Origin of the sequence: Streptomyces akebiae (assembly GCF_019599145.1) — a bacterium.
GTDB classification, from domain to species: Bacteria; Actinomycetota; Actinomycetes; order Streptomycetales; family Streptomycetaceae; genus Streptomyces; species Streptomyces akebiae.
The window spans coordinates 2,397,972-2,409,966 of sequence record NZ_CP080647.1; the positions used below are offsets into that span (position 1 = coordinate 2,397,972).

Sequence of the window (11,995 nt, forward strand, 5' to 3'; positions counted from 1 at the left end):
TCTCAGGCGTGCGCCGCAACCGCTGTCCGCGCCAGGACAACGTGCCGTTGCCCCAACTGCAATGACTTGGAAGTCCAGGGAGCACACATGGCCTCGTCCTCGGACGCCACGGCGTCCACCAACGAAAGACCCGAGGGTCCCGAAGCGTCCGGAAGACGCGGGCGGGTCCGTCTGAAGCGCGCCGCGGTGATGGCGGTGCCGGCCACGGCGGTCGCCGCCGGTCTGATGATCCTGACCGCGCAGGGCGCTCTGGGTGTCCAGTTCGCCATCTCCGGCATGCCGTTCGTGGTCACCGCCGACAAGCTCGACGGTGAGGGCTTCGCCCAGTTCGGCGCACTGGACCACATGATCGAGAACAGCCCGAACGAGGGTGACACCGGCGGTCAGGTGCTGGTGGTGACCTCGGTCGTGAAGAACGGCAAGCTGACGAACCTCTGCCAGAGCGTCGACCTCGGCGGCATCCAGCTGGTCCTCACCGCCGGCAACAAGGGCACGCCGGTGAGCGTGAAGAACCTGGCGATCGACTCCGACGACATCTCGGGCGACGCCTCGTTCAACAACATCGAGATCGGCCGCGACTCCAGCACGTTCGACAAGGTGGACCAGAAGGGTCAGCCCGGCGTCTACGGCCAGCAGGCCGACTCGGTCACCATCACCGATCTGTACCAGCACAACTACGCCGCCACCGCGGCCGTCTTCAAGCTCCCCGACCTGCACATGAGGTTCGAGAGCGAGGGCTGCGACTAGTGGGCGGCTTCCGGGAATGGAGGGGTCACCGGCCGTTCGCCGGTGGTCTGCTGCTGGCGTTGGGCGGCGCCGAGATCCTCGTGACCATGAAGGCGCCGCTCCCGGTCATCCTGAAGATCGGAATGCAGGGGCTGGCTGGCTACCTCCTGCCCTCGCTGATGATCGTGTGCGGGTTGCTGATCATCTTCAATCCGGCGCAGCGCCTGTTCTACTCCATCCTCGGGATCATGCTCTCCCTGGGCACGTGGCTCACGTCCAATATCGGCGGCTTCGTCGTGGGGCTGCTGATGGGGGCGGTGGGCAGCACGCTGGCCTTCGGCTGGCTGCCCGATCAGGAACCTCGTCAGAAGCGTTCGGCGAAGCGGGCGGAGAAACTGTCCGAGAAGCCGTCGGAGAAGCCGTCGGAGAGGCACGCCGCGGAACTCGGGTAGTCATCCTCGTCGTTCGATGAGTCCCGGTCGGTCGTGGTCGGTCGGCGCGTACCGGACGGTCCTGGTCGGTCGGCGCGTACCGGTCGTTCGTGGTTCTCCGCGCAGTTCCCCGCGTCCCTGAGAGACGCGGGGTTCGGCGTTCACAGAGCGGCCGCTGCCGCCGCGTCCGTCAGGGCGGTGCGCAGGCGGTCCGTGTTCGTCCAGTAGGTGTCGTGGGTGAGCGGGACGCGCCAGTAGAGGCCGGGGCCCGCGGTGCGGCGCAGGGGCGGGACGGCCACATGGCTGCCCCGGCCGAGGACCTGGACGTCGGGCAGGCGCCAGGCGGACGCGTCGCCCGGAGGGACGAGCCAGTACATGATGCCGCCGTAGCCGTCCTTGATGACGGCGCCACTCTCGTCCCCGAGGGCCTCCAGGGCGAGGGCGCCGAGGGACACGGGCACCCGTACGGCGTTCCACCAGCGCCCGGCGGGCACGGTGCGTACTTCGGGACTGTAGGAACACATCCAGCGCGGGGCCCTGCTGACCGTCATGGCACTCACCGGCTCTTCGTGGGGGGTGAGCCCGATCCTAGGAGCGGCCCCGGCGGTCGACTTGCGAGTACGCGCAGGGAAGTTGCCGTCGTACGCAGCGCGCGACGCACGATCTCGCCCGGCCACGCCGCCGAGCCGTAGCGTGACCGGACTTGCACGTTGCGCTGTCGGACCGTCTTCGACCCAGGAGGACCCATGGGCCACCCGAGCCCCTTAGTGATCGACCCGACCGGCCGTGACATCCACGGTGAGGCGGCCCGTATCCGCGAGACGGGTCCGGCGACCCGGGTCGTGCTGCCGGGGCCGCCGGCCGTCGAGGCCTGGGCCGTCAGCAGCCCCGAACTGCTCAAGCGGCTCCTCACCGACCCCCGGGTGTCGAAGGACGCGCGGCAGCACTGGCCGAGGTTCGCCGCCGGTGAGATCACCCCGGAGTGGCCGCTGTTCACCTGGGTCGCCGTGCAGAACATGTTCACCGCGTACGGCGGGGACCACAGGCGGCTGCGCACCCTGGTCGCCAAGGCGTTCACCGCGCGCCGCACCAACGCCCTCCAGCCGCGTATCGAGGAGATCACCAAGGGTCTGCTGGACCGGATCGAGGAGGGCTTCCGGCGCGGGGAGAGCGTCGATCTCCGGGAGGAGTTCTGCTACCCGCTGCCGATCCAGGTGATCACCGACCTCTTCGGGCTGCCCGAAGAACGCGGCCTGGAACTGCGGGAGTTGGTCGACAGGATCTTCGACACGTCCGCCGACCCCGGTGAGATGACCGCCGCGTTCGGGCGATTGCAGACCGTGCTGGCCGAACTCGTCGCCGTCAAGCGGGAGTCGCCCGATGACGACCTCACCTCCGGGCTGATCGCCGCGCGCGACGAGGACGACGCCCGGCTCAGCGAGCAGGAGCTGATCGACACGCTGGTGCTGATGATCAGCGCCGGGCACGAGACCACCGTCAACCTCCTCGACCAGGCCGTCCACGCCCTGCTGACCCACCCCGAGCAGGTCGCCCATGTCCGGGAGGGCCGGGCGACCTGGGACGACGTGATCGAGGAGACGCTGCGGGTGCAGGCGCCGGTGGCGAGCCTGCCGTTGCGCTACGCCGTGGAGGACCTCGTCCTCGCGGAGTTCGGCGGCCCGGAGGGTGTGGTGATCGCGCGGGGCGAGCCGATCCTGGCCGCCTACGCGGCCGCCGGGCGCAGCCCCGAACGCCACGGGAAGGACGCCGACGTCTTCGACGTCACCCGGGCCGACAAGGAACACCTCGCCTTCGGTCACGGAGTGCACCACTGCCTGGGCGCCCCGCTCGGCCGACTGGAGGCCCGCATCGCGCTCCCGGCGCTCTTCGCCCGCTTCCCGAAGCTCGAACTGGGAGTCACGGGCGAGCAGTTGGGACACGTGGAGTCCTTCATCTCCAACGGCCACCGCCACCTCCCGGTCCGCACCGCCTGACGGGGTCGGACTCCGTCCGGCGGGGCCCGCAGCGCCTGACGGAGTCCGCACCCGCCCACCACCCGACGGGTCCCGACCACCACCAGAAGGAATCAGCAGCGCCCGGCGAGACTTCCCACACCGGCCGCCGGAACCGACACCATCCGACGGCCCCGGCACCGACGCGACGACCCCCACCCAGTCCGACACACGCCACCGCCGCGCGGGACCTGTCCCCCGACGGGCGCGCCACCGTTCCTGTGGACTGAGCGGGAGTGAGCCCGTTCAGCCGCGCGCCCAGAACGGTCTCGGGCGAGCTGGTCCCCGGCGTACTCGACCCCGGGGCGGCGACACGCATCCTGCGCGTGGTCCGATCCCGGGAGGCCGGTTCCCTGCGCGACCCGGCCATATGGATACGGCCAGAGGCGACGGGGAGGCCCTGAGCCATCACACCGGTGGAACAAGGGCCCCGCACGCTGACGCCGCACCCGGCGTCCCAGATCGCACGATCACGCTGACCCGAACGGCCCAGGACACCGCAAGCAAGCCCGGAAGTCGACCATCAAACGATCGAGCCAATTCGACCTCGTTCGCACTCCTTGGCAAGCAGCTCATACCCTCCGACGGACACGCCACCGCCCATCGGGTACGGCGCGGGCTACTCGCCCCGCCACCAGGACAGCAGGCGGGTCCAGCCGTTCCTCGGGCGGGTGGGATCGGGCTCCCGGGCAGCCGGGGCGGCACCGTACGGCCCCTGTCGGCGGCTCGCGGCGGGCCTGGGGGTCTGGGCCCGCGCGCCTACGACGGCCGCCGGCGGGAAGGTCACCGGCAGCGCGGCGAGGGCCCGGTGGAAGGGGCCCGGACGCCACTCCAACGCCCCCACGGGTACGGCGAGGTCGACGTCGGGCAGCCGGTCGAGGAGCTTCTCCACCGCCACCGAGGCGATCAGGCGGGCCTCGCTCTGCGCGGGGCAGTTGTGCGGGCCCGCGCTCCACGCCAAGTGGGCCCGGTTGCCGGTGCGCTGATCGTTCGTCAGGGCCGGGTCGGTGTTGGCGGCGGCCAGCGAGACGACGAGTGGATCGCCGGCCTTCAGCAGGGCGCCCTCGTACACCACGTCCCGCTTCGGGTAGTGCACGGCGTAGTTGGCCATCGGCGGATCGGTCCACAACACCTCGTCGAGGGCGTCCTCGACGGGAAGGCTGCCGCCGGACAGGTCACCGGCGAAGCGGTCGTCGGAGAGCAGCAAACGCAGTGCGTTGGCGATGAGGTTCTGCTGCGGTTCGGTGCCCGCGCCCATGAGGACCACGAGGGTGTGGATCATCTCCTCGTCGGTGAGCCCCGCCGGGTGCAGGGTGAGCCACGACGTCACGTCCGGCCCGGGCTGCTTCCGCTTGAGCGTGACCAGTTCGAGGAGTGTGGTGCTGAGCAGTTCGTTGGCACGCTCGGCGTCCACCCCGTCGAAGATGCCGGACATGCCCTCGACCAGCTTCAGCCCCAGCTCGGCCGGGCAGCCGAAGAGGTGGTTGAAGACGAGCAGGGGCAGCACCTGGGCGTACTCGCCGAGGAGGTCCGCCTTGCCCGTGGGCGCGAACCGGTCGATCAGGGTGTCGGCGCTGCGTTCGACATAGCCGCGCAGGGTGTTGGGCTCGACCCGGGCGAGACTGTCGGTGATGGCGCCGCGCAGCCGCCGGTGCTCCTCGCCGTCGGAGAACAGGGCGTTGGGCCGGTACATCATCATCGGGACGACGGGGCTGTCCGGGGGGACGGTGCCGTCCGCGAGGTCGTTCCAGCGGCGCGGGTCCTTGGAGAAGGTCTCGGTGCTGCGCAGGACGTGCAGGGCCGCGTCGTAGGAGGTGACGAGGGTGGCCCGTACGCCGGGGGCCAGCTCGACGGGTGTGGTCGGCCCGGTCGTGCGGGCGCGCCGGTAGAACGCGGCCGGGTCGGCGGCGAACTCCGGTCCGTACATGGGCCGGTGGGCCGGGCACCCCGGGGGCGGACCGGACGGCGATGCGGGGGTCACGCGGGCTCCCTTTCGGTCGTGCGGCTCAGGAGGTACTCGACGAGGGCGATCAGCGCCCGGGTGGAGGAGTCCGGGTCGCGGGCGTCGCAGCGCACCAGCGGGGTCTCGTCCAGCAGGTCGAGGGCCTCGCGCACCTCCTCCAGACCGTGCACGGGGGCTCCGTCGAAGTCGTTGACGGCGACGGCGTACGGCAGGCCCAGCTCCTCCAGGACGCCCATCACGTCGAAGGAGTGGGACAGCCGGCGGGTGTCGGCGAGGACCAGCGCGCCGAGGGCACCGCGGGTCATGTCCTGCCAGAGCTTGGCGAAGCGCTGCTGACCGGGGGTGCCGAACAGATACAGCACCAGGGAGTCGTCGAGGGTGAGACGGCCGAAGTCCATGGCGACCGTGGTGGTGGTCTTGTCGCGGGTGCCGGCGAGGTCGTCGACGAGCGCGCCGGCCTCGGTCATGACCTCCTCGGTGCGCAGCGGCCGGATCTCGGAGAGCGTGCCGACGAACGTGGTCTTGCCGACCGCGAAGTGACCGACGACGAGCAGCTTGGCGGCCGTTCGCACCGTGGGCCGCAGATAGACGTCGTCAGAGGCGGGCGCGGAGCCCATCGAGGACCTCCTGGAGGATGCTTGCGTCGGACGGCCGGGCGGCCGCTGGGGGTCCCCCCGCGTGCGTCCACTCGATCGCGGGGGACGGTGCGCGGGTGACGATGTGACCGCTGTCCATGAGGTCGGCGACCAGCACCTTCGTCACGCTGACCGGCAGTTCCAGGTGGCTCGCCACCTCGGCCAGGGAGAGCGAGCCGGGCCGGCACAGGTCCATCACCCGGCGCTTCTCCGGGTTGAGGCCGGTCAGCGGCAGATCGGTCGCGGCGACGAGCAGCGTGACCAGGTCCAGGGTGTTGCGGGTCGGGTGGGCGCGGCCGTCGGTGACGACGTACGACCGCACCAGTCGCCCCCGGGGCCGGCGGGGGGTCATGCCCTGCTGCCCGTGTCCAGTCGTGCCGGACTGGTCAGCTCCTTGCCGAGCCGGTCGACGAGTTTGTGCATGCGGTACGTCACCGCCTCCATGTCGACCTCGTCGCCGGTGGAGACCGCGAGGTAGGCACCCTCGCCGGCCGCGACGAGGAAGACGAAGCCGTGTCCGAACTCGATCAGGGTCTGTCGCCACGGGCGGTCGGCGGGGCCGCAGAACTCCGAGGTGGTGCGGCTGATGGACTGCAGTCCCGAGAGCCCGGCGGCGAGGCGCTCGGCGTCGTCGCGGTCGATGTCGGCGGAGTGGGCGCGGAGCATGCCGTCGGCGGAGAGCAGGATGGCGTGCCGCGCCTCGGGGACCTTCAGCACGTCGTCGAGCATCCAGCCCAGCTCGTTGTTCGTGGGCTCGATCATGCGTGGGGGGTCCCTTCGTTCTCGTGGGGGGTGGGCGACGCGGGGTCGGCGTCGGCGGAGGCGCGGTCGCGGTCGCGGTCCGGCACGTACTCCTCCTCGTCGAGGATGCGTCCCGCCGCCCGGCCGAATCGGGTGCCTCGGGCGAAGGCGCCCATGAGACGGGCGTTCTCCTCGGGCGATCGGCCGGGTGGCTCCTCGGTCTGTGCCGCGGGCTCCGGTTCGGGGGCGGTCCGCCTCGGGGTGCGCCGGCGGCGCTTGGGCAGTCCGCCCTCGGTGGTGTCGGCGGGCGCGGTCTCGCCGGTGGCCGGGCGGGGACCGGGGGCGGTCCCGGTCACGGGCGTCAGGTCGATCGGTGGCTCCGGGGCGGCGGGCTCCAGGTGGGTGAGCAGCGCGGTGGGCAGGAAGGCGACGGCGCGGACACCGCCGTACGGCGAGCGGGTGTCCACGGAGACGGTGAATCCGTAGCGGCGGGCGAGCATCCCGATGACGGCGAAGCCGAACTGGGGCGGGTCGTCGAGTCGGGTGACGTCCACCTGGTCGTCCCCGGTGAGCAGCCGGGTGGCGCGCTGCACGGCGTGGGCGTCCATGCCGACGCCGGCGTCGTCGATGATCACACACGCCCCGTTGTGCACGTTCTGGACGTTCACCTCGACGGTGGTGTTGGGCTGGGAGTGCCGGGCCGCGTTGTCGAGGAGCTCGGCGATCGCGAGGACGACCGGTTCCACGGCACGGCTCTCCACCGCGAGGTCGACCCGGCCGTGGACGCGGACGCGCCGGTAGTCGCGGATGCGCGAGGTGGCGCCCCGGACGACCTCGACCAGCGGGGAGGTGGCCCGCTGCCGGCCCGGCCAGGAGCCGCAGAGTACGGCGATGGCCTGGGCGCGTCGGCCGAACTGGGCGTTGGTGTGGTCGACTTCGAGGAGGTCGCGCAGCACGTCGGGGTCGTCGTGCCGCTCCTGCATCTCGGAGATGGACATCTGCTGCTCGTTGGCGAGGGCCTGGATCGAGCGCATGGACGCCTTGAGGGCGGCCTTGGCGGACTGGTCGGCGCGGTGCTGCGCGTGCTCGACGGCGCCGGAGAAGCGGGCGAGCACCTCGTCGAGGCCCTTGCCGAACTCCGTACCGGCGAGGCGGCCGTCGAGCGGTCCGACGCCGGGGACGGCCTGGCCGGGATGGTCGGCGAGGGCCGGCAGGCGGACCGTGACCAGATGGCGCAGCTCCTCCTCCCGGGCCCGCACGTCGTCGGCCAGGACCGCGTTCCTCGCGCGCTGGCGCCTGGTGATCCCGTGCTGGCGCAGCAGGAGTACGGCGGTGACGAACAGGGCCACCGCGAGGGCCCAGGTCACCGCCTGCGATATCGGTTCGGTCATGAAGCACGAGTCCTAACGTCCTCAAGTCCCCAGGCGTCGGGGGTTCCCGGGACGCCGGCGGGAGTTGACGGAGCGCACGACGCTAGCGGCGCGACCGTGCGGGTACTTTCCGTGACGCGCAGGGAAGTTGTCACAGGGCGCACGCGTGGCGCAAGGGGCGTGATGCGGGTGGCGAGGTTTCGCCCGGCATATTCGGCCCATCGGTCGGGGCGGCACGGCAACCGCTTGCCACGCTAGGGTGCCCTGCGAGTTCGACCGGACGGTAACCATCTTTGATCAAGCAGAAGTTGAAGATTTCCGTTCGAAGGACCGTAAGAGACAACGAAGACGTCGTCGGGGGCCCGGCACACAGGGGAGGAGAGCGTTGCCCGCGGGAAGTTACAGCGTCGAGGCGCTGACCACCGAGGAGCTGGCCCCGCGTGAGCGCGCCGACTTCTGGACCGAGCAGATCGGCTCGTACCAGTCCCGGATGGGCTTCAGATACGCACGGTCGGAGAACTTCCGCGGTGCGACCGTCCGGCAGCGCACCGACACGTACCAGTTGGTGAAGTACCGGTCCGACGAGATCGAGTACACCCGCACGATGCGCCAGGTGCGCCAGGATCCGGACGAGGACTACCGGCTGCTGCTGCCGATGAGCGGCGAGATCGTGCTGCGGCAGGACGGCGAGGAGGCCCGGCTGACCCCGGGCACGGCGGCGCTGGTCACTTTCGCCGCACCGTTCCAGTGCCTGCAGAGCGACGCCATCGACGCGTTCATCCTCACCATCCCGGCCCGCGAGGTGGACGGCCGGCTCAACAACAGGTCGCCGGTGGCCAGTGGGCTGAACCTCGCGACCGGTCTCGGCCGTATCGTCGGCTCGATGCTGACCGGGCTGCACGAGGAGCGCGAGCACCTCACCGACCCGGAGTTCAACGCCGTCTCCGACCGGGTGGTGGAGCTGGTGTGCATGCTGGCCGCCGGCGACGACCGTCCCGACGCCCCGGGACAGTTGGGCGAGGTGGAGGCGATGGTCCGCCGCTATGTGCGCGACCACGCGGCCGATCCGAACCTCACGGGTACGGCGGTGGCGCGCGCCCTCGGCTGGTCGCTGCGTCAGATCCAACTGGCTCTGCAGAAGGCCGGCACCACGCCCCGCGAGCTGATCCGGGAGGAGCGGCTGCGTCTGGTCCGGGACCGCTTACTGTGCGCGGAGTGCGAGCATCTGACGATCACGGATCTCGCCTACTCCGCCGGCTTCTCGTCCGCGAGTGCCCTGAGCACGGCCTTCCGGCGACGCTACGGCGTCAGTCCCCGGGAGATGAGGCAGAGTATACGCTGAGTCAACTCACATGACAGCAAGGGAGTTCGGATGGGCTGAGGCCCAACAGAGGACCGCCGCCGAGTAGGTTCTCACACCGGCCTTCCCCGTCGTTCCATTGAAGTCTAAAGCTTAGTCAAAGCATGACCGGCGGTCGACCCTGGCCGCTTTCCACCCCTCGTGGTGTGAATGTTCCTGGAGTGCGTCGTGCCCACCGTGTGCGACCTCGCCCCTTTCGCACCCGACTCGGTGCGCCGCGCGAGGCGTTGACACGAGGCAACACGGCGCGCGATGGCGTGAATCGTGCGCTCCCCGCGGCCGGGAACGACAGCCGGAACCGCCGAATCCGCAGGTGACCCCCCTCATGGCAGCCCCTCTTTCACAGACGGCGCGGCGCCGTGGCCGAGGTGTGAAGAACTGCTGCGGCGCCGCCTCGCGCGGAGACGGTAGAAAGGCGTCAGGGGCCCTTGCCGCGCTGACGGCACCTCAGGTGACAGACCTCCCCTGAGCGTCTAGGACCGCTGGTCAGATAGTTGACGTTCTTCGCTACTCTGTCGCGTACTGGCTGATCGAGAGGACTCCGATGCCTGAACCCCCACCCTTCGCAACGACCCCGGAACACGGTCGGCCGGAGACGACGACTCCCCCGTCCCGTCACCGGCACGGAAAGCCCGGGGTGTCGGATTCCGCGAACTCCTCCGCAGCACAGCCCCGACTGACGCGGCTCGCCGTTCTCCCGGCCGCGTTCATGGCCGGAATATCCACCGCCGTCACGGGCACGGTCCTGCGGCTCCAGGAGGGCACGGCCGACGCCGCCACCTGGGGAGTGCTGGCGGGCGGTGCGGTCCTGGGCTGCGGCTGTCTGGCCGGAGCCGTGCTGTCGGCCAGGAAGCGGGCCAGGTCCGACGCGCAGCGCGCCGAGTCGCTGCGCCGGGCCATCACCACCGGCAACTGGGCGCTCGACGAGGACCTGACCCGCCTCAAGCGCGGCGAACAGCTGCTCTCGCGCGGCTTCACCTACCAGGCCTCGCGCGGCGAAGACCCGTTCCAGAAGCTGGAGTACGACGTCACGGAGGCCCAGCACCGGGCCCGCGAGGCGCTCGTCTGGGCGGCGAGCTACTTCCAGGCGGCCTCCGACGACAACAGCGACAAGGTCGAGGTCTTCGTCAACCTGGCCCGTCGGCTCCAGTCGCTCGTCCACCGCACCATCCGTGAACTGGACGATCTGGAGAACCAGGTCGAGGACCCGGACCTGCTCCGCCGCATCTTCGGCATCGACCACCTGGCCACCCGAATACGCCGGCACGCCGAGAACCTCGCGGTGCTCGGCGGGGCGGTCTCCCGCCGCCAGTGGACGAATCCGGTGACGCTGACCGAGGTGCTGCGGTCCTCCATCGCCGAGGTCGAGCAGTACTCCCGCGTCAAACTGGTGCCGCCCATCGAGGGCACGCTGCGCGGCCACGCGGTCGCCGACGTCATCCACCTGCTGGCCGAGTTGGTCGAGAACGCCACGATGTTCTCCCACCCGGACACCCAGATCCTCCTGCGCTCCCGCCGGGTGACCGCCGGCATCGCCATCGAGGTGGAGGACCGCGGCCTGGGCATCCCCCAGGAGGACCAGGACCGGATCAACAAGCTGCTCGCCGACCCGGCCCGCATCGACGTCGCCAAGCTGCTCGCCGACGGCCGGATCGGTCTGTTCGTGGTGTCCTCGCTGGCCCGCCGGCACGGCATCGCGGTCCAGCTGCAGGGCAACATCTACGGCGGCGTGCAGGCCATCCTCGTCCTCCCGCAGGGCCTGCTGGGCGACGAGGAGGGACAGGCGCCCGTCCAGGCCCCGGTCCAGGCACGGCAGCCCGCCGCCCCCCGGCCGGCGCAGACGCCCCCGCCCGGCTGGCAGCCCCCGCAGCACGCGGCTCCCCCGGCCGCCGGACCGTCCCACGCGCACGCGGCTCCCCCGCCGCACCACGCCTCTCAGGCCGGTCCCCCGCCGGGCGTGCCGCAGCGGTCGGCAGCCCCGGCGCCGCCCCCGCCGGGCGCCCGGCACGAGCGGGCGCGGCCCGTCGCCGACGTACGGTCGGAGTACCGGCCCTCCGGGTACGAGCGTCCGGCGCCCGGCCCGCAGGGGTCCGGCAGGCCGAACCTGCCCAAGCGGCGTGCCATGGAGCATCTGGCGCCCGAGCTCCGTCAGGGGCCGGCGCCGCGTCCCGACACCACCGAGCAGGAACTGAACTTCAGCCCCGGCCTCCTGGCCGGTATCAATCGAGGCTTCGGTCTCGCCGGCGCGACCTCCGACGCGATCCCCGTCGACGACGCGCGCTGGGCCCCGCCCCAACCGCAAGGAGAAGAACCCCACCATGGTGAGCGATAGCCACCCCACCGGGCAGAACATCGACTGGCTGCTGGACAACCTCAAGAAGACCGTACCCGGTACCCGGCAGGTCCTGTTGCTGTCGTCCGACGGCTTGAGCAAGGCACATGTGGATCTGAGCACCGACGACGCCGACCGGCTGGCCGCGATAGCCTCCGGGCTCAACTCCCTGGGCCGTTCCTTCGGTCACGACAGGGTGCTGGGCAACGGCGGCACCGTCCGTCAGGTCATCGTCGAGCTGCACAACGGCATCCTCATCGTGGCCTCGGCGGGTCACGGCGCCGTGCTGGCGGTCACCGCGGACGCGTCCACGCACACCGAGACGCTCGGCTACGAGATGGGCATGCTCATCCGGGCCGTGCAGCCGTTCCTCGCCACGCCGGCCCGCCGCCCGACCATCGCGCCGTCCAGCGCGGGGATGTGAC

At 71.1% G+C, this 11,995-nt stretch carries 12 protein-coding genes; 6 read left to right on the forward strand and 6 right to left on the reverse strand.

Annotated features, from left to right (window positions below; genetic code table 11):
* Window positions 1-87 precede the first annotated feature (87 nt).
* Both K1J60_RS10425 and K1J60_RS10430 read left to right on the forward strand, forming a co-directional pair.
* Window positions 88-747, forward strand: a complete 660-nt coding sequence (locus K1J60_RS10425) for a DUF6230 family protein (protein WP_220645968.1) — start codon at window positions 88-90, stop codon at window positions 745-747.
* Window positions 747-1,178, forward strand: a complete 432-nt coding sequence (locus K1J60_RS10430; protein ID WP_220645969.1) for a DUF6114 domain-containing protein — start codon at window positions 747-749, stop codon at window positions 1,176-1,178. Before K1J60_RS10425 ends, K1J60_RS10430 begins: the two co-directional genes overlap by 1 nt.
* 140 nt (window positions 1,179-1,318) lie before the next feature.
* On the opposite strand, the gene K1J60_RS10435 is transcribed toward K1J60_RS10430, so the two are convergent.
* Window positions 1,319-1,708, reverse strand: a complete 390-nt coding sequence (locus K1J60_RS10435) for a hypothetical protein (protein WP_220645970.1) — start codon at window positions 1,706-1,708, stop codon at window positions 1,319-1,321.
* 195 nt (window positions 1,709-1,903) lie between these two features.
* Here K1J60_RS10435 and K1J60_RS10440 point away from each other — a divergent pair, with 195 nt between their 5' ends.
* Window positions 1,904-3,151 (forward strand): cytochrome P450 family protein, encoded by a 1,248-nt coding sequence (locus K1J60_RS10440; RefSeq protein WP_220645971.1) that lies wholly within the window; start codon window positions 1,904-1,906, stop codon window positions 3,149-3,151.
* 637 nt (window positions 3,152-3,788) lie between these two features.
* Here the strand turns inward: K1J60_RS10440 and K1J60_RS10445 are convergent.
* From K1J60_RS10445 to K1J60_RS10465, 5 genes are read right to left on the reverse strand one after another with little or no spacing between them, the layout of a single operon-like run.
* Window positions 3,789-5,096: a cytochrome P450 gene (locus K1J60_RS10445; RefSeq protein WP_220651401.1), complete on the reverse strand. Its 1,308-nt coding sequence runs from the start codon at window positions 5,094-5,096 to the stop codon at window positions 3,789-3,791.
* A 50-nt stretch (window positions 5,097-5,146) separates the two neighbouring features.
* Window positions 5,147-5,749, reverse strand: a complete 603-nt coding sequence (locus K1J60_RS10450; protein ID WP_220645972.1) for a GTP-binding protein — start codon at window positions 5,747-5,749, stop codon at window positions 5,147-5,149.
* Window positions 5,727-6,119 (reverse strand): DUF742 domain-containing protein, encoded by a 393-nt coding sequence (locus K1J60_RS10455; RefSeq protein WP_220645973.1) that lies wholly within the window; start codon window positions 6,117-6,119, stop codon window positions 5,727-5,729. Before K1J60_RS10455 ends, K1J60_RS10450 begins: the two co-directional genes overlap by 23 nt.
* Window positions 6,116-6,529 carry a roadblock/LC7 domain-containing protein gene (locus K1J60_RS10460; RefSeq protein ID WP_220645974.1) on the reverse strand — a complete coding sequence of 138 codons (414 nt, stop codon included), beginning with the start codon at window positions 6,527-6,529 and terminating at the stop codon, window positions 6,116-6,118. Before K1J60_RS10460 ends, K1J60_RS10455 begins: the two co-directional genes overlap by 4 nt.
* Window positions 6,526-7,899: an ATP-binding protein gene (locus K1J60_RS10465; protein WP_220645975.1), complete on the reverse strand. Its 1,374-nt coding sequence runs from the start codon at window positions 7,897-7,899 to the stop codon at window positions 6,526-6,528. Before K1J60_RS10465 ends, K1J60_RS10460 begins: the two co-directional genes overlap by 4 nt.
* A gap of 364 nt (window positions 7,900-8,263) precedes the next feature.
* On the opposite strand from K1J60_RS10465, the gene K1J60_RS10470 reads away from it, so the two are divergent.
* The 3 genes from K1J60_RS10470 (at window position 8,264) to K1J60_RS10480 (ending at window position 11,994) form a co-directional block, all read left to right on the forward strand.
* Window positions 8,264-9,220 carry a helix-turn-helix domain-containing protein gene (locus K1J60_RS10470; RefSeq protein WP_220645976.1) on the forward strand — a complete coding sequence of 319 codons (957 nt, stop codon included), beginning with the start codon at window positions 8,264-8,266 and terminating at the stop codon, window positions 9,218-9,220.
* A 562-nt stretch (window positions 9,221-9,782) separates the two neighbouring features.
* Window positions 9,783-11,570: a sensor histidine kinase gene (locus K1J60_RS10475; protein ID WP_220645977.1), complete on the forward strand. Its 1,788-nt coding sequence runs from the start codon at window positions 9,783-9,785 to the stop codon at window positions 11,568-11,570.
* A complete protein-coding gene (locus K1J60_RS10480; RefSeq protein ID WP_033529461.1) occupies window positions 11,557-11,994 on the forward strand; it encodes a roadblock/LC7 domain-containing protein in 438 nt (145 codons plus the stop codon). The genes K1J60_RS10475 and K1J60_RS10480 overlap by 14 nt, the downstream gene beginning before the upstream one ends.
* Window position 11,995: the final 1 nt, after the last annotated feature.